This is a genomic window from Antarctobacter albus (assembly GCF_900101505.1).
Lineage (GTDB): Bacteria > Pseudomonadota > Alphaproteobacteria > Rhodobacterales > Rhodobacteraceae > Antarctobacter > Antarctobacter albus.
The window spans coordinates 92,909-108,976 of sequence record NZ_FMZI01000003.1 but is presented as its reverse complement, the minus strand read 5'-3'; the positions used below and the strand labels follow the sequence as shown (position 1 = coordinate 108,976).

The window sequence follows — 16,068 nt, the reverse complement described above, 5'->3', positions numbered from 1 at the left end:
GGCCCCCGTGCTGCGCTTGCATAATCCCACGACATGGGACTAACTTTGCTCATGCAGGTCTACCTCCCCATTGCCGAGGTTTCGGTCAACGTCTTCGTCCTTCTCGGCCTTGGCGGGCTGGTGGGCGTCCTGTCGGGCATGTTCGGCGTCGGCGGCGGCTTTCTGATGACGCCGCTGCTGTTCTTCATCGGCGTGCCCCCCGCCGTGGCCGTGGCCACCGGCGCCAACCAGATCGTCGCCTCTTCGGTTTCCGGTCTGATGGCCCATCTGAAACGAAGGACCGTCGATCTGCGCATGGGGACGGTGCTGCTCATAGGCGGGCTGATAGGGGCTGCGCTGGGGGTCGTGCTATTCAACTACCTGAAATCGCTGGGCCAGGTCGATCTGCTGATCAACCTCTGTTACGTCGTCTTCCTGGGCATCATCGGCGCCCTGATGTTCATCGAAAGCCTCAATGCGCTGCGCAAGTCGCGGCGGGGCACCCCACCGAAACGCAAGAAGCACAACTGGGTGCACGCCCTGCCCTTCAAGATGCGCTTCCGCACCTCGGGGCTTTATATCTCGGTGATCCCGCCGTTGCTGGTGGGTCTCGCGGTCGGGGTACTGGCGGCGATCATGGGTGTGGGCGGCGGGTTCATCATGGTGCCCGCCATGATCTACCTGCTCAACATGCCGACCAAGGTCGTCATCGGCACGTCGCTTTTCCAGATCATCTTCGTCACCGGCTTTACCACGATGATGCATGCCACCACCAACTACACGGTGGACGTGGTGCTGGCGGTGGTCCTGCTGGTCGGCGGCGTGCTCGGCGCGCAGGCTGGGACCGCCATCGGGATGCGGCTGAAGGCCGAACAGCTGCGCATCCTCCTGGCCGGACTGGTGCTGCTGGTCTGCGGCAAGCTCGCGCTTGACCTGCTGCTGACCCCGTCCGAACTCTACGTCCTTTCCGCGGCAGGGAGCCACTGATGCGCCTGCTGCTGCTGATCCTGCTGGCGTTCGCCCTGCCCGCAAAGGCTGAACAGGTCGTGCTGGGCCTCAGCAAGGAAATCGTCCAGATTTCCACCGATTTCGACGGTTCCGACATCCTGATCTTCGGCGCGATCAAGCGCGAAACCCCGATCGAGGCCGAGCCGCTGCAGGTCATCGTCTCCGTGGCCGGTCCGCAGCAGCCGGTCACGGTCTGGCGCCAGGCCCGCCGCTTTGGCATCTGGGTCAATGCCCACGCGGTCGAGGTCGATGCCGCACCCAGCTTTTACGCCATCGCCACCTCGGCCCCCTGGGCGCAGGTGATCTCGGAAACCGAAGACCTCCGCCACAAGGTCTCGATCCCCCGCGCCATCCGCTCCGTCGGCGCCCCGATGGACGTTCCCGACGCACAGAGCTTTACCGAAGCGGTGATCCGCATCCGCACCGGCGAAGGCACCTACCAGCTGCTGGAAAACACGGTAACGGTCCGGGAACAGACGCTTTTCGACACCGCCATCTCGATGCCTGCCAACCTGACCGAGGGCAGCTATCCCACGCGCATCTTCCTGACCCGTGGCGGCAGGGTCATCAACACCTACGAAACAGAAATCGAGGTGCGCAAGGTCGGCCTCGAACGCTGGCTCTACGTCCTCTCCCGGCAACAGCCCTTCGTCTATGGCCTGATGTCGCTCTTCATCGCCATCGCCGCGGGCTGGGGCGCGTCCACCGCCTTCCGCATCCTGAGGTCACAATGACACGCACACCGCCCGGCACCCGCGCCGACTACCGCGCCTTTCGCACTCTGCCCACCCGCTGGATGGACAACGACGAATACGGGCACATGAACAACGCCACCTACCTCTCCTTCTTCGACACCGGCATCAGCCTCTGGCAGATGGACAACGGCATCAACATCCGCGGACCTGAGGCGCTCCGCCTGCTGACAGTGGAAACCGGCTGCCGCTACCACTCCGAAACCGGCTTTCCTGACCTGGTCCATGCCGGGCTGCGCATCGGGCACCTCGGCACATCATCGGTCCGCTTCGAGGTCGGCCTGTTTCGCAACGACGAGGAAACGGCCAGTGCCGAAGGGTTCTTCACCCAGGTCCTGACCGGCGAGGCTGGCCGCCCGACGTCCATTCCCGAAACGCTCCGCGCCGCATTCGATACCCTGCGCGGCTGAGAGGAGAGGACGGGGGGCCAGCCCCCGATCCCCCCGGAGGTATTTTTTTGCCAAAAGAAACACCAGTCGCACGCCTTGGGCTTCTTTGGGCTCAAAATACCTCCCGGGTGAATGTGCATAGCACAGAGGGGCAGCGCCCCTCACTGGCTTGCGGCCACGCAAGCTCCCCTGTCACGCCGCAGGCGTGCCAACTGGATCACGCCTTTTCGTTGAAATAGGCGTAGATGCGTTCCGCAAGCGCCCCGCTCACGCCGTCCACCGCCTTGAGATCGGCCAGGTTGGCGCGGCTGACCGCCTTGGCAGAGCCGAAATGCGCCAGCAGGGCGCGCTTGCGGGCCGCGCCGACGCCCGGCACCTCGTCCAGCGGGTTGGCCATCTGGGATTTCGCCCGTTTCGCGCGGTGCGTGCCGATGGCAAAGCGGTGGGCCTCGTCTCGAAGGCGCTGCACGAAGTAGAGAACGGGATCGTTGTGGCGCAGGGCAAAGGGGCGCTGGCCGGGGCGGTGGAATTCCTCCTTGCCGGCATCGCGGTCGATCCCCTTGGCAACACCGACGAAGGGCAGGTCATCGACGCCCCGTTCGGCCATGATCTCGGCCACCGCGCTGATCTGGCCCGCGCCGCCGTCGATCAGCATCAGGTCGGGCCACAACCCCTTGTTCCGGTCCGGGTCCTCTTTCTGCAGCCGCGTCAGGCGCCGCTTGAGAACCTCCTTCATCATCCCGAAGTCATCGCCGGGCACCAGGTCATCGCCCTTGATGTTGAACTTGCGGTACTGGTTCTTCATGTAGCCATCCGGCCCGGCGACGATCATCGCGCCCACCGCGTTGGTGCCCTGGATGTGGCTGTTGTCATAGACCTCCACCCGCTGCGGCGGCGCGTCCAGGTCAAAGGCCTCGGCCAGCCCGCGCAGCAGCTTTGCCTGCGTCGCCGTCTCGGCCATCTTGCGGCCAAGGCTTTCCTTGGCGTTGCGCAGGGCGCCGTCCACCAGTTCGGCCTTCTCGCCCCGTTGCGGCACCGCGATCTCGACCTTTCGGCCCAGCTTGTCACCCAAAGCCTCTGACATCAGGTCCTCGTCCTCGATCCCATGCGACAGCAGGATCAGCCGCGCCGGGTCCTTCTGGTCGTAGAACTGGCCCAGGAAGGCCTGCATGACCTCGGCGGGGTCGATCTCGTCACCGACGCGCGGGTAGTAGTCCTTGTTGCCCCAGTTCTGGTTCGCCCGGATAAAGAACACCTGCACGCAGGCCTGCCCGCCCTCCATGAACAACGCGATCACATCCGCCTCGGCCGTCGTCTGCGGGTTGATCCCCTGCGATGTCTGCACCTGCGTCAAGGCGCGGATGCGGTCGCGCAGGGCAGCGGCGCGTTCGAACTCCATTTCATCCGAGGCCTCGGCCATCTGGGTCTTGAGCCGCTCCTGCACCTCGGTCGACTTGCCCGAGAGATAGCGCTGCGCGTCCTTCACGCTGCGGGCATAGTCCTCTTCCGAGATCTTGCCGACACAGGGCGCGGTGCAGCGCTTGATCTGGTACTGCAGGCAGGGCCGCGTGCGCGTCTCGAACATGCTGTCGGTGCAGTTGCGCAGGAGAAAGGCCTTTTGCAGCTGGTTCAGCACCCGGTTGACCGCACCGGCGCTGGCGAAGGGCCCGTAATAAGCGCCTTTCTCTTTCTTCGCGCCGCGATGCTTCTTGATCATCGGAAAGGGATGATCGGTCACCAGGATGTTCGGAAAACTCTTGTCGTCCCGCAAGAGCACGTTGAACTTCGGCTTGAGCTGCTTGATCAGGTTCTGTTCAAGCAGCAGCGCCTCGGTCTCGGTCCGGGTCGTGAGGAACATCATCGACGCGGTTTCCGAGATCATCCGGGCAATCCGCCGCGAATGCCCCGTGGGCCGCGCATAGCTCGACACCCGCGCCTTGAGATTGCGCGCCTTGCCGACGTAAAGCACGCGGCTCTGCTCATCCAGCATGCGATAGACACCGGGCGAAGAGTCCAGCGTCTTGAGGTATCCGTGGATGATCTCGTGGCCCTTTGGCACGCGGTCCTGTTCCCCGTTCTGCTCACACAATGGTGGTATTCCTGCTGATATGCGAGTTGCGCGATTCCTTGCCCGTGCTGCAATGCAACGAAGGCCGTTTCAAGCACTTAAACATCCACCGAATATGTGGATAACTCTGCGGGCAAAATCCGGGTAGGTGGATTTTTTCCTTGTTTACGGCCCACTTCGCCGAGATGCCTAATTTTTAGGCGACTACGTAAGGCTTTGATTTCAGGTCACAAAAAAGCTGTCACGTTGCAAGCCATTGAGACCATTTACCTTTTCGTAACGCTTTTGTTAAGACTTTGTGACCCGTGCACAACTCTGGGGCGCATCCCCCTATTCGACACCTACAACGTCGGGTGTCTGCCATCCCAGGTGCTGGCCGCCATCAATACAAATCAACTGGCCGGTGACGGTTTTCGCCCCCAGAAGGTAGGTCAGCGCGGCTGTGATGTCCTCGGGGTCGGCGCCCCGTTCCAACACCGTCGACGCCCTCTGCCGGGCAAAGGCCCCGGCGTCCTGCCGTCCGCCTTGCAGGGTCGGCCCCGGGCCGATCCCGTTGACCCGCACTCGTGGCGCCAGCGCCTGTGCCGCGGTCTGCGTCAGGGTCCAGAGCGCGGATTTTGCCAGGGTGTAGCTCATGAACTCGGGCGTCAGCTTGCGCACCCGCTGGTCGATCATGTTGACCACCAGGCCCTGCGCCACCGGCTCGCCTCTCGCGTCCAGCGCGGGATCGGGCACCTGGGCGGCCAGGGCCTGGATCAGCACGAAGGGCGCGCGCAGGTTGCTTTCGAAATGCCGGTCCCAGCTATTCCGCGTGGCGCTGCCGATGTCGTCGTATTCAAAGACGGAGGCGTTGTTCACCAGAACCGTCACCGAACCGCCCAGCACCTCTGCCGCGCGCGGCAGCAAGGCCTGCGCCTGCGCCTCGTCCAGCAGGTCCGCCTGCAAGGCCACGGCCTGACCGCCACGCGCCTCGATCCCGGCTACGACCTCCTGCGCAGCGGCCTCGGACCCGGCATAATGCACCGCCACGGCATGCCCTTGCGCGGCCAGTGTCTCGGCCATTGCGCGGCCCAGCCTCCGGCCCGCGCCGGTCACCAGCGCGCGCCCTTTCACATCACCCATGTGGTTCTCCGTCACAGCAATACGACTGTGACATAGCCCAGATAAAGCGCCGACAAGACAAAGCCCCAGATCCGCCCGAGGTCACGTCCGAAATAGACGAAGGGCAGCAGCAGCAGCGAGGCCCCCAGCATCACCCAGAAGTCGAACTGCAGGAAGCCCGGCCCGACCTGGATCGGGGCGATCAGGGACGCGACACCGATGATGGCCAGCAGGTTGAACAGGTTCGACCCGATCACGTTGCCGATGGCCACGTCGGCCTGCCGGCGGATCGCGGCCATGACCGTCGTCGCCAGTTCCGGCAGGGAGGTGCCCAGCGCCACCAGCGTCAGCCCGATCACCGCGTCCGGGACGCCGAACATGCGGGCGATCTCCTCGGCGCTGTCGACCAGCAGGTCGGCCCCAAGGGGCAGGCCGATCAGGCCCAGCACCAGGTACAGGCCGATCCGCCACCACGGCATGTCAGGGTCCGCGCCCTCCGGTTCTTCCAGCTCTTCGTCGGCCTGCCCTTCGGCGCGGTGCCGCAGCGCGGTGCGCAGCTGGCTGCCCAGGATGACGAGCAGCAGCGCCAGAAGAATCAGGCCGGCGGTCATGTCGAAAACACCGCGAAAGCCCAGCGCGATGAAAACCAGAGTGCCGCCCATCATCTGCAGATAGCTGGTGCGCGTGTCGCACTGGCTGGTATGCATGACCGTGATCAGCCCCGGCACCCCCAGGACCAGCAACACGTTGGCGGTATTCGACCCCACCACGTTGCCCAGCGCGATGCCCGGCGCGTTTTCCAGCGCCGCCTTGATCGAAATGAGCAGCTCTGGCGCCGAGGTGCCGAAAGCGACGATGGTCAGGCTGACGACAAGGGCCGGGATACCGACCCGCAGGGAGAGATTCACCGCCCCCTTGACCAGCGCGTCCCCCGCCAGAAGCAGGATCAGCAGACCAAGAACCGCGTAGACGTAGACCATCTCAGTTGTCACCCTTTCGACAGTCGCAAGGCCCCTTGCCGATGCGGTAGCGACCGCATTTCGGGCATTTCGTGGCGTTCAGGCGGGCGCGGTCACGCAGCTGGCCCAGCTGCTTGGCACCGGGGATCCGGAGCTTTCCGAAAAATCCCAGCACGGCGATGAACACCAGGAAAAGGGCAACGATCTTGACGATCAAGACAGGCCAAACCGCGCGTAGTCCGCGCGTTCCTCGATTTCGCCCAGCGCGCCCTGAACCGCCTGCGCGCCAAGGCGCGGCAGCAGTGGCTTGCGCGCCTCGTAACGCTTGAACCGGGTCTTGTCGCCAAAACGGTCCTTCATCAGCGGCACAAGGTGACCGATGCCATCGGCCAGCCCCTCGTCCACAGCCGCCTGGCCGATCCAGACCTCGCCGGTATAGAGGTCGGGGTTCTCGGTCAGCTTGTCGCCCCGCCGGGACTTCACATGGCCGATAAAGGTCTCGTGCAGCTGCTCCAGCAGGCGGTTCAAACGGGCCACGTCCTCTTCCTTTTCAGGCTGGAACGGGTCCATCATGCTCTTGGACTTGCCCGCCGTGTGAACCCGCCGTTCGATCCCCTGCCGTTGCAGGAAGACCGGCAGGCCGAAACCGGCAGAGATCACCCCGATCGACCCCAGGATCGAGCTGGGGTCGGACCAGATCTCGTCCGCCGCACTGGCGATCCAGTAGCCGCCAGAGGCCGCGACATCCTCGACAAAGGCCAGCACGGGCACCTCGTGTTCCTCTGCCAGCCTGCGGATGCGGGACCCGATCAGCGAGCTTTGCACCGGCGACCCGCCGGGCGAGTTGATTTCCAGCGCGACCGCGTCGGGTTTCGACCGAAAGGCCTTTTCCAGCAACGGCGCAACCGAGCGGTCAGAGATACTCGACCGTCCGGGGACGCCGATAGCGCCCTGCAGGCGCACGACGGACACCCGCGGAACGGATTTCATGAAGGGAACCCAACGTCTCATGGCGTGGCATGTAGAGAGCGTGCAGGGGACAAACAAGGCAGGGGCCGAAAAGACGCCGCGTTGTGGTGCATTTACCTCTGACGCCGCGCGATGTTGCCAACCTGCTGGACAACCACACCCGAGGTTTTTCTTGCCAAGCCGCCCGACGGTCCCAAGACTGCTTCACGATGCTTGATGAACCGCGACACCCCTGCCGAGCAGGCCTTGCCCTGTTCCTGGCCCAGTTTCTGGTCCTGACGGCATTGTTCCTGCCGGCCTCGGCCTTGGCTGCCACAATTACCCCGGGCGGCGATGCGATCATGCAATGCGATGCCACGCTGACCGAAGAGATCCGGGACGGCGATGCGGACAAGCTGCGCAGCTTTGCCAAGCGAAACGGATGGGAACCCGCCTTTGCAGGCAGTGGCAGCACCGACGGTATCCGGACACTCTGTCTCGACAGCAACGGCGGCAGCTACCTTGAGGGCATCGAACTGGGCAATGTGATCGGCAGTATCGGCATTCGAACCGCCGTTGGGCCGGACCGGACCTGCGAAAGCGCCTGTGCCCTCACCTTCATGTACGGCACGTTTCGCACCTTCGAGGACATCATCTTGCCCGAACGCCGCCTGCACCCGCGCGGCACATTGGGATTTCACGCCCCCGGTCTTGTCGTGCCACGGGGGGACTATACCGAAGACGCGGTGAACGACGCATACCGCGTTGCAATTCAGAGCGTCGAACGCCTGGCCAGCATGAGGGGCATGGGCCAGTCCATCTTTCCCCAGGCGCTGTTCCTGACCATTCTCGGCACCCCGCCCGAAGAGATGCGCTATGTCCGGACGGTGCAGGAGGCCGCAACCTGGAACATCGAGGTGTTCCCCGTCGGCTTCCCGGCAACAGACCGGCACCGCGCCGTCCTGAATGCCTGTACCAACGGCTCCCCGAATGCCGGCGTTCTGGCCATGTTCAACCGCACGACGGGGCCGAACCTCGACTTGATCGAAAGCGCGAAATGGGATGCCGGAGAACTCAGGATCACGACGCGAGACTTCTTTCACGTCGAGGCAATGAGCAAGTGCCGTCTGGTTCAGCAAAACAACGCCGCGCAACGCAGCCATTTGGGCAAGGTGGAATTCCTTGACGTCGGCGTGCTGTCGAACTCGCCCCTCTACCGTTTCTTCTTCTTTCCCCCCGACATGCCGATCAGGGACATTCCCGAACGCCCCGGCATGAGCAATGGTCAGTTCTTCGAGGCCCTCGCAGGTGCCCGCCCCATGCCTGCGCCGGACGCGCCCCGCACCGAGGCTCCGCCCCCGACCGCCACGCCCGCCGCATTGATCGCCCCTCTTGCGACAGAGGCGGACGAGGCCCGCCTGAACCTGGATCGCGCCGCACGGCAAGAGATCCAGCGCCGCCTGACGCTGGCCGGCTTCGATCCCGGAGGTGTCGATGGCGATCTGGGGCCGAACTCGCGCAGGGCCATCCGGGACTGGCAACAGGCGCGGGGCTTTCCCGCCTCCGGCCACCTGAACGCAAGCCAGCGCGCAAGACTGATCGAGGACAGCCGCGAACTTTATGACGGCTGGCTGGCCGAGGAACAGGCGAAGCCCAGGAAACGGCGAGTCAAGGTCTGCCAGCGCGGCGCCCTTGGGCTGCTGGTGAACTGCCGCATGGAATGGCGATAGCACCGCTGCGCGGGCTTCTTTCATCACATACCCAAAGACCAGGTTCCCCTCGGGTCGCCAAAGTCAGCGCTGGGCCGGAAACGCGATAGGCCTGCGTCCACACCTTGGCCCGTCCCGCCTTACTTCCCCCTATGGCACGGCCAGCCACTGACGACCTCACCCGCCCGACGTGAACCGCACCGGCGTCCGCGCCGAGGTGTCCACGGTCAGCGTAAACACGTCAGGCCGGGCGTAGTGACCCGCCACATCGAAGGCGCGGCGCGCGGAGCGCAGGGCAAACCTGTCGATCTCGGCCCCCAACGACCCGATGGTCTCGCGCATCGGGCCGGCGAGGATCTGCCCGCCGGGGGCCACCACCACGGCACCGCCGGGCTGGTTCCATTCGCCGCCCTCGTCGAACCTGTCTCGTTCAGGGAAATCCTTCGGAATCGCTGAGACGCGCTGGATCGCCCCGCACCCGACCACGAAACACCCTCCTTCGCGACCGATATGCTGCATGGTCGCGTTCCATTCCGGCATCGGGTCGGCTGTGGGGGCGCAAAGGATCTCGAGGTTTTGCGCATAGAGCGCCATGCGCGCCAGCGGCATGAAATTTTCCCAGCACAGCAGCACGCCGACCCGACCGACCGCGGTTTCGACCACCTTCAGCGTGCTGCCGTCACCAAATCCCCAGACCGTGCGCTCTGCCCCGGTCGGCATCAGTTTGCGGTGGGCGTTCAGGATCGTCCCGTCCGCGTCGATGATGACCCCGGTGTTGTAGAGCGTGCCGGCGCTCATCTCTGGCGCACGCTCGTTGATGCCCATGACGACGACCACACCATGGTCCCGTGCCGCCGCGCGGATCGGCGCCAATCCGTCGCGCGACAAATCCACTGCGTTGCGCCACAGGATACCGTCGGCCTCGTCGACAGGGCTGGGCCAATTGTCCGGCCGGATGGCCCAGACATGGCAAGGGTAATTCGGCAACCAGCCCTCGGGAAAGACGATCAAGTTCGCCCCCTCGCGGGCGACCCGCCCGATGATCGCGACGCCTTTTTCAAGACTGGCTTCAAGGTCGTAAAAGACGGGCGTTTCCTGAACGGCTGCAAGTTTCACAACACCCCCCCGGCTAACTCCGGACAACCATGCCTCATTTCCCGTAGCGGATCAAAATCCAATGGCCTGCTGCGCCATTGGACGCCGTTCGAAAGGACGCTGCATGGGCCAATTGTCGCCCCGTCAGAAGAAGCTCTGCGGATCGATGTCGATGGCCAGCCGCATATCGCCGGTCAGGCGGACCTGCGCGACCCAATCCGCCAAGGCCCCCTGCAGGGCCACCCCCTTGGACGCCTTGACCAGCAACCGCACCCGGTGCCGCCCCTTGACCCGGGCGATGGGCGCGGGCGCCGGCCCCCAGACCTCGGCCCCGACCTGCCGCAGGGCCCTGTCGTTGCGGGCCAGGAAATTGCCCAGGTCGAACACCTTGGCCATGTCCCCGCCCGACAGGATGATCCCGGCCAGCCGACCAAAGGGCGGCATCCCCGCCAGCCGACGCTCATCCGCCTCCGCCGACCAGAAGGCCTCTTCGTCCCCCGCCAGGATCGCCCGGATCACCGGGTGTTCGGGCTGGTAGGTCTGTAACAGCGCCACGCCCGGCTTTTCCGCCCGCCCCGCGCGCCCCGCAACCTGCCGCATCAGCTGAAAGGTCCGCTCGGCGGCGCGCAGGTCGGAGCCCTGCAGGCCCAGATCCGCGTCGATCACCCCCACCAGCGTCAGCAGCGGAAAATTGTGCCCCTTGGCCACCAGCTGCGTGCCGATGATGATATCGGCGCCCCCTTGGGCAATCGCCGCCACCTGGTCCTTCAACTCGCGCGCGGTTCCGAAGAGGTCCGAGGACAGCACCGCGATCCGCGCCTCGGGGAAGAGCACCGCCGCCTCCTCGGCCAGACGTTCCACTCCGGGGCCAACGGCGGCCAGCTTGCCCTCGACCTCGCAGGACGGGCAGACCTCGGGGATCGGCATGCTCTCGCCACACTGGTGACAGACCAGCCGCTTCAGGAACCGATGCTCGACCATGCGCGCATCGCAATGCGGACAGCCGATCTGTTCGCCACAGGCCCGGCACAAGGTCACCGGCGCATAGCCGCGCCGGTTGATGAACAACAGCGCCTGCTCCCCTTTCTCCAGCCGCAGGGTGACCGACCGTTGCAACGTGCCGGAAATCCACCGCCCTGCGGGCAGTTTCTCTGCCCGCATGTCCAGCGCCCGCATCTCGGGCAGGACGGCGGGGCCAAAGCGCGATGTCAGCACCAGCCGCTTGTACTTTCCCGCATCCGCGTTGGCCCAGCTTTCCAGCGAAGGCGTGGCCGAGGCGAGCACCACCTGGCACCCCAGAATCGAGGCACGCAGAACCGCCATGTCGCGCGCATTGTAAAGAACCCCGTCTTCCTGCTTGTAGGATGTGTCGTGTTCCTCGTCGACGACGATCAACCCGAGGTTCTGGAACGGCAGGAAGAGGGCCGACCGCGCCCCCACGACAACCTGGCAGCCGCCCTCGCCGACCATGCGCCAGACCCGCCGGCGCTCTGTCATCGTGACGCCGGAATGCCACTCGGCCGGGCGCGCGCCGAACCGCGCCTCGACCCGGGTCAGGAACTCCGCCGACAGCGCGATCTCGGGCAAGAGCACCAGCGCCTGCCGCCCGGCGCGCAGGGCCTCGGCCACCGCCTCGAGGTAGACCTCGGTCTTGCCAGACCCGGTCACCCCCTTCAGCAGGACGGTCTCGTATCCACCGACCCGCTGCCCCTCGCGCAGCATCTCTGCCGCCGCGGCCTGGTCTTCGGTCAGATCCTTGCCGCCATACCCGGGGTCGAGCCTAGGAAAGGCCGTGTCGCGCGGCGTATCTTCCTCCCGGATTGCACCGCTCTTGACCAACCCCTTGACCACCGAAGAGGTCACGCCGGCCGCTTCGGACAGTTCCTTGAGCGTCAGGGACAGCCCGCCCATCTCGCGCGCGGCGTCGATCACCCGGGTCCGCGCCTCTGTCATGCGCGGCGGCTCTCCCTCGCCCAGACGATAGACCTTGCGCATCGACGGCGGATCGCCCAGCCCGGGCGCCCGCGTCGCCAGCCGCAACATGGCCGGCAGCGGTGTCAGCGTGTAGCCGGCGGCCTTCTCGATAAAGGCACGCAACTCGTCACGCATCGGCGCCACGTCCAGAACGCGGTTCACGGCACGGATCTTCGACGCGTCGAAATCCCCCCGCCCCGGTCCCCAGACCACGCCCAGCACCTTGCGCGGACCCAGCGGCACCTCGACAAAGGCACCGCGCCAGCACCCGCCTTCGGGCGCGCGGTAATCCAGCACCCGATCCAGCGGTTGCGTGGTCAGCACACCCACAAGCGTGCCGGCGTCAAAGAATTCCGGGGTAGTGATCGGCATGCAAAAGGGGTAAATCGCGGGACAGGAAAGGCCAAGCCATCAAGGAGCGCGCGCCATGAAATTCTTTGTCGACACCGCCGAGATCGACGCCATCGCCGAACTGAACGACCTCGGCATGGTGGACGGGGTCACCACCAACCCATCGCTGATCATGAAATCCGGCCGTGACATCCTCGAGGTCACCAAGGAAATCTGCGACATGGTCTCGGGCCCCGTCTCCGCCGAAGTGGTCGCCACCGAGGCCGACGCCATGATCGCCGAAGGCCGCAAGCTGGCGGATATCGCCGAGAACATCGCGGTCAAGGTGCCGCTGACCTGGGACGGCCTCAAAGCCTGCAAGGTGCTGAGCGACGAGGGCCGCATGGTCAACGTCACGCTCTGTTTCTCGGCCAATCAGGCCCTACTGGCAGCCAAGGCCGGCGCCACCTTCATCTCGCCCTTCATCGGGCGGCTGGACGACCTGAACCTCGACGGCATGGACCTGATCGCCGACATCCGCGAGATCTACGACAACTACGGGTTCGACACCCAGATCCTCGCCGCGTCGATCCGCTCGGCCAACCACATGTCCGAAGCCGCCAAGATCGGCGCCGACGTGGCCACCGCGCCTCCGGGCGTGATCAAGAAGATGGCCGAGCATGTGCTGACCGACAAGGGACTGGCACAGTTCCTGAAGGACGCGGAAAGCGCGGGCATCAAAATCGTCTGATCGCCCTGCGGAACGGACAGGAGTGGGGGCGCCGCCCCCACACCCCCGGAGGTATTTTGACCAAGGAGAAACATGGAAGGGCGCTGTTTCGGCTTCTTCTTGGCCAAAATACCCAAACTCAGCCCACAAAGCGGCGCAACGCCGGCCAGGCAGACCTGCCGCCGGAACCTGCGTAGGGCGGGGTTGACCCCGCCGTACCGTCAGACGTTGGGCTCTCCCTGCAGGCCCAGAAGCTTGCGGAACCCGGTCCAGTATCCCGGCAACTTGGGCGGTGCCTGCAGCCCGGCCAGCGCCTCATCCGACCAATGCGCCATCTCGCGCGTGACGAAGTCGCGCCCCCAGGCGAGGTAGGCCTCTGCATCGTCGGGGCGCAACCGGCAGGCTGACCCGACCAGCCCGACCAGTGTCTCCGGCGGCGAATACCATTCGTCCTGGATACCCGTAACGCGCTTTTGCATCAGCGGGCCAATGATCCGCATCAGCCGCTTGTCCGAGAAGGTCAGCAGCATCTTCCCCATCTCGTCCCGCGAATAGTGGATCAGTGGCGGGAAGGTGTCGAAGAACACGGCCTGTCCCTCGATCACCGCGAAATTCCGGATCGAGGGGTGAAAGCCGATCCGCCCCTCCTGGTCCCGCGCCCAGAGCCAGAAGCGCGCGATGACCTGGCCCGCCGCTTCCATCATCTCCAGCGTCGCGGCCAACGGTTCCTTCTGCATCCGCGGCCGCATCAGGCTGTCGACCGGCAGAGCCTCCTGCACGATCACCGGCACGCGCGCACCGCCCAAGTCGACGAAGTGGAACTCAGTCGCCGGCATCGGCACGCCGCCCGCCAACAGGGCCTCGACGTAGTCGTCGTGGCAGCGTTTCAACCGGTCCAGCGCCGCCGCGTCCGCCATACCCCGGTAGACCTTGATCACCCGGTCGGACAGCGGCCCGCTGTCCGGCCGGAACGGCGCGCAGAAATAGCCCAACCGGGAAATCGTCTGGCCCCGGGACTGGGCATCGGCCCGGATCAGGCGGGAGAGTTCATCGAGATCGGTCATCAAGGGGCCTCCTGTGCGCGCCCCCTTACCCCGTCCCGAGCCGCTCCGCCACCTCTTGCGCAAGCGCCTCGATCTCGGCCCGGGCCGGGGTCCTGGCTCCTTCATGCGCCCCGCGCCCCTGTCCCAGCGCCTCGGCATAGCCCACGCGGTTGCCCAGGCTGGCCTGCGCCACGGCCGCGCCCAGCCGGGTTGCCGCCTCGGCCACCTCGGCATTCAGCCGTGTGCCCACCCGCGTGCGATTCATGACCAGCAGCGTCGCGCAATTTTCCCGCGCGGCTAGGTCCAGAACGCCTTCGGTGGCCCAGAGATCGACATGGCTGACCGCCACCGGCACCACCACAAGGTCCGCCACCCGCAGCGCCGGGCGCAGGTCGCTGTCCGCCTTGGGGGGCGTGTCGATGATGACGATGTCATTGATCGCCGAAAGCTTGCGCACCTCGTAGGAGATCCCCCAGGCCGAGGAGGTCGCGAAATCCAGCCCCTCGCAGGTTTCGGGCTGGCGTTCGACCCGGGTCATGAACCAGCGCCCCAGGCTGCCCTGCGGATCCAGGTCCACCACGGCCACCCGCTTGCCCTGACCGTGAAAGGCCAGCGCCAGGTGAGCCGCCAAAGTGGTCTTGCCGCTGCCGCCCTTCTGCTGCGCCACGGTGATCACATGTCCAGCCATTCCATCCCCCGAGAAACCTGTCAGCGACTGTGCACCTGCGGCATCGGGGAATCCAGCCCCCTGCGTCAATTGCTTCACCTTCCGTTAACCATTGCATCCTTACGGTTTGGAAGGGTTGGTTAACGGCCCGACGCTGCCCAGAGACCCAGCCATGCGTCCTCTAGCCCTCTTCCTGGCCGCCATCCTGGCCGCCTGTCTTGCCGCCCCACCCGCCGGGGCAGGCGCCTGGCCGCGCAAGCAGGGCAGCGGCTTTGGCAGCATCGCCGTTCGCCTGGGCTGGCCACAGGACATGAGCACCTGGACCTCGATGGACCCGACACAGGACTATTCGACGCTGTTCTTCGAATATGGCCTGACCGATCGCCTGACGCTGGGATTCGACATCGGCCATTCGGTCGGCGGCAGCGGGAAATCGGTGCTGTTCCTGCAATGGCCGCTCCGGCAGGCCGAAACGGGTGCCCAGATGACCGCCCAGTTCGGGCTGGGCACGATCGCGGGCGAACAGGTCCTGCGGCCCGGGCTTTCTGTCGGCTGGGGGCTGCAAAACGGCTGGCTGTCCATCGACAGCGTGGCCGAGACCTATGTCGACAGCGGCCGGACCGACCTCAAGATGGATGTTACGTGGGGCCGCAACCTGCCGAGGGACCGCAAGCTCATCCTGCAGCTGCAAACCGGCCAGCCGGATGGCTACGCCCCCTTCGTACGGGTCGCGCCCTCGCTGGTCGTGCCGCTGAGGGGACCGCTCAAGCTGGAGACCGGCGTCACCTGGGGGCTGACCGGGGACACCTCGATGGGCCTGAAGATGGGGCTCTGGACGGAATTCTGACCGGCCCCAAGGTCAGGCGGACACGCCCGGCGCCGGAATGACGCGCACGCCCGAAATGCGCCAGTCGCCATCGACACTCTGCATCCTGTACTCGACGATATAGCTCTTGCCGGCCTCGTCCCGGATCAGGACCTGCTGCCAAAGGGCCTCGTCCCGCTCGCGCAGCGGGCCGAACTCCACGTCGCTGGGCCGCCAGACCATCGGATAGCCCTTTTGCACCATCGCGCCGAAATTCTGAGGTGTGCGAAAGGTGTTACGGATGCCCGGGCTGGCAAATTCGAAGGCGGCGCCGAAATCGTCCTGCAAGAAGGCGTCGATCTGGCCCTGGATCGTTCCCTGGATTGCCGGGTTTGGCGCCAGGGCATCCTGTGCCGGAGCCGTCCCTGCCAGGCTGACCGCCACGGCCAACCCCATCAAAAATGTGCGCATGTGATCTCTCCTCGTGGCTTTCCCATAGGTAAGACACGAG

General features: G+C 65.4%; 16 protein-coding genes. 6 read left to right on the top strand and 10 right to left on the bottom strand.

The window, feature by feature from the left end:
* The first annotated feature begins 51 nt into the window (after positions 1 to 51).
* Genes BLQ71_RS06075 through BLQ71_RS06065 form a run of 3 tightly spaced genes read left to right on the top strand, consistent with a single transcriptional unit; the run spans position 52 to position 2,149 of the window.
* On the top strand, positions 52 to 966 hold the full coding sequence (locus BLQ71_RS06075; RefSeq protein ID WP_043136032.1) for a sulfite exporter TauE/SafE family protein: 915 nt from the start codon (positions 52 to 54) through the stop codon (positions 964 to 966).
* Positions 963 to 1,721, top strand: coding sequence for a TIGR02186 family protein (locus BLQ71_RS06070; protein ID WP_074621086.1), 759 nt, complete (start codon positions 963 to 965; stop codon positions 1,719 to 1,721). Before BLQ71_RS06075 ends, BLQ71_RS06070 begins: the two co-directional genes overlap by 4 nt.
* Positions 1,718 to 2,149, top strand: a complete 432-nt coding sequence (locus BLQ71_RS06065; protein WP_074621085.1) for an acyl-CoA thioesterase — start codon at positions 1,718 to 1,720, stop codon at positions 2,147 to 2,149. Before BLQ71_RS06070 ends, BLQ71_RS06065 begins: the two co-directional genes overlap by 4 nt.
* A gap of 196 nt (positions 2,150 to 2,345) precedes the next feature.
* On the opposite strand, the gene uvrC is transcribed toward BLQ71_RS06065, so the two are convergent.
* The 5 genes from uvrC to BLQ71_RS06040 all read right to left on the bottom strand — a co-directional run bounded on the left by uvrC (position 2,346) and on the right by BLQ71_RS06040 (position 7,267).
* A complete protein-coding gene (gene uvrC, locus BLQ71_RS06060; protein ID WP_069209285.1) occupies positions 2,346 to 4,217 on the bottom strand; it encodes an excinuclease ABC subunit UvrC in 1,872 nt (623 codons plus the stop codon).
* A gap of 309 nt (positions 4,218 to 4,526) precedes the next feature.
* Positions 4,527 to 5,318 carry an SDR family oxidoreductase gene (locus BLQ71_RS06055; RefSeq protein WP_074621084.1) on the bottom strand — a complete coding sequence of 264 codons (792 nt, stop codon included), beginning with the start codon at positions 5,316 to 5,318 and terminating at the stop codon, positions 4,527 to 4,529.
* Between the two features lie 11 nt (positions 5,319 to 5,329).
* The gene (locus BLQ71_RS06050) at positions 5,330 to 6,277 is read right to left on the bottom strand and encodes a calcium/sodium antiporter (RefSeq protein ID WP_074621083.1); all 948 of its coding nucleotides are present in this window, start codon (positions 6,275 to 6,277) and stop codon (positions 5,330 to 5,332) included.
* Between the two features lies 1 nt (position 6,278).
* Complete coding sequence (locus BLQ71_RS06045; RefSeq protein ID WP_043136021.1) at positions 6,279 to 6,473, bottom strand: hypothetical protein; 195 nt, start codon at positions 6,471 to 6,473, stop codon at positions 6,279 to 6,281.
* Positions 6,470 to 7,267, bottom strand: coding sequence for a S49 family peptidase (locus BLQ71_RS06040; RefSeq protein WP_043136018.1), 798 nt, complete (start codon positions 7,265 to 7,267; stop codon positions 6,470 to 6,472). Before BLQ71_RS06040 ends, BLQ71_RS06045 begins: the two co-directional genes overlap by 4 nt.
* A 167-nt stretch (positions 7,268 to 7,434) precedes the next feature.
* Between BLQ71_RS06040 and BLQ71_RS06035 the strand changes: the two genes are divergently transcribed.
* On the top strand, positions 7,435 to 8,934 hold the full coding sequence (locus BLQ71_RS06035) for a peptidoglycan-binding protein (protein WP_074621082.1): 1,500 nt from the start codon (positions 7,435 to 7,437) through the stop codon (positions 8,932 to 8,934).
* A gap of 156 nt (positions 8,935 to 9,090) precedes the next feature.
* Here BLQ71_RS06035 and BLQ71_RS06030 read toward each other — a convergent pair whose 3' ends face one another.
* Positions 9,091 to 10,029 carry a carbon-nitrogen hydrolase family protein gene (locus BLQ71_RS06030; protein ID WP_074621081.1) on the bottom strand — a complete coding sequence of 313 codons (939 nt, stop codon included), beginning with the start codon at positions 10,027 to 10,029 and terminating at the stop codon, positions 9,091 to 9,093.
* 123 nt (positions 10,030 to 10,152) lie between these two features.
* Entirely contained in the window at positions 10,153 to 12,354 is a 2,202-nt protein-coding gene (locus tag BLQ71_RS06025) for a primosomal protein N' (protein ID WP_074621080.1), read from the bottom strand.
* A 55-nt stretch (positions 12,355 to 12,409) separates the two neighbouring features.
* Between BLQ71_RS06025 and fsa the strand changes: the two genes are divergently transcribed.
* Entirely contained in the window at positions 12,410 to 13,063 is a 654-nt protein-coding gene (gene fsa / locus BLQ71_RS06020) for a fructose-6-phosphate aldolase (RefSeq protein WP_074621079.1), read from the top strand.
* 200 nt (positions 13,064 to 13,263) lie between these two features.
* Here the strand turns inward: fsa and BLQ71_RS06015 are convergent, their stop codons facing one another.
* Both BLQ71_RS06015 and parA read right to left on the bottom strand, forming a co-directional pair.
* Positions 13,264 to 14,106, bottom strand: coding sequence for a DUF6206 family protein (locus tag BLQ71_RS06015; protein WP_074621078.1), 843 nt, complete (start codon positions 14,104 to 14,106; stop codon positions 13,264 to 13,266).
* Positions 14,107 to 14,131: 25 nt separating this feature from the next.
* Positions 14,132 to 14,773 (bottom strand): ParA family partition ATPase, encoded by a 642-nt coding sequence (parA, locus tag BLQ71_RS06010; protein WP_069209293.1) that lies wholly within the window; start codon positions 14,771 to 14,773, stop codon positions 14,132 to 14,134.
* Between the two features lie 151 nt (positions 14,774 to 14,924).
* On the opposite strand from parA, the gene BLQ71_RS06005 reads away from it, so the two are divergent.
* Positions 14,925 to 15,599, top strand: a complete 675-nt coding sequence (locus BLQ71_RS06005) for a hypothetical protein (protein WP_074621077.1) — start codon at positions 14,925 to 14,927, stop codon at positions 15,597 to 15,599.
* A 12-nt stretch (positions 15,600 to 15,611) separates the two neighbouring features.
* Here BLQ71_RS06005 and BLQ71_RS06000 read toward each other — a convergent pair whose 3' ends face one another.
* Complete coding sequence (locus tag BLQ71_RS06000; protein WP_074621076.1) at positions 15,612 to 16,028, bottom strand: DUF4864 domain-containing protein; 417 nt, start codon at positions 16,026 to 16,028, stop codon at positions 15,612 to 15,614.
* Positions 16,029 to 16,068 lie beyond the last annotated feature (40 nt).

Bases quoted from the DNA above. Each gene is read 5' to 3' on its own strand.
- BLQ71_RS06075 (WP_043136032.1), top strand. From the start codon at position 52: ATGCAGGTCTACCTCCCCATTGCCGAGGTTTCGGTCAACGTCTTCGTC.
- BLQ71_RS06065 (WP_074621085.1), top strand. From the start codon at position 1,718: ATGACACGCACACCGCCCGGCACCCGCGCCGACTACCGCGCCTTTCGC.
- BLQ71_RS06055 (WP_074621084.1), bottom strand. From the start codon at position 5,318: ATGGGTGATGTGAAAGGGCGCGCGCTGGTGACCGGCGCGGGCCGGAGG.
- BLQ71_RS06050 (WP_074621083.1), bottom strand. From the start codon at position 6,277: ATGGTCTACGTCTACGCGGTTCTTGGTCTGCTGATCCTGCTTCTGGCG.
- BLQ71_RS06040 (WP_043136018.1), bottom strand. From the start codon at position 7,267: ATGAGACGTTGGGTTCCCTTCATGAAATCCGTTCCGCGGGTGTCCGTC.
- BLQ71_RS06035 (WP_074621082.1), top strand. From the start codon at position 7,435: ATGCTTGATGAACCGCGACACCCCTGCCGAGCAGGCCTTGCCCTGTTC.
- BLQ71_RS06025 (WP_074621080.1), bottom strand. From the start codon at position 12,354: ATGCCGATCACTACCCCGGAATTCTTTGACGCCGGCACGCTTGTGGGT.
- fsa (WP_074621079.1), top strand. From the start codon at position 12,410: ATGAAATTCTTTGTCGACACCGCCGAGATCGACGCCATCGCCGAACTG.
- BLQ71_RS06015 (WP_074621078.1), bottom strand. From the start codon at position 14,106: ATGACCGATCTCGATGAACTCTCCCGCCTGATCCGGGCCGATGCCCAG.
- parA (WP_069209293.1), bottom strand. From the start codon at position 14,773: ATGGCTGGACATGTGATCACCGTGGCGCAGCAGAAGGGCGGCAGCGGC.
- BLQ71_RS06005 (WP_074621077.1), top strand. From the start codon at position 14,925: ATGCGTCCTCTAGCCCTCTTCCTGGCCGCCATCCTGGCCGCCTGTCTT.
- BLQ71_RS06000 (WP_074621076.1), bottom strand. From the start codon at position 16,028: ATGCGCACATTTTTGATGGGGTTGGCCGTGGCGGTCAGCCTGGCAGGG.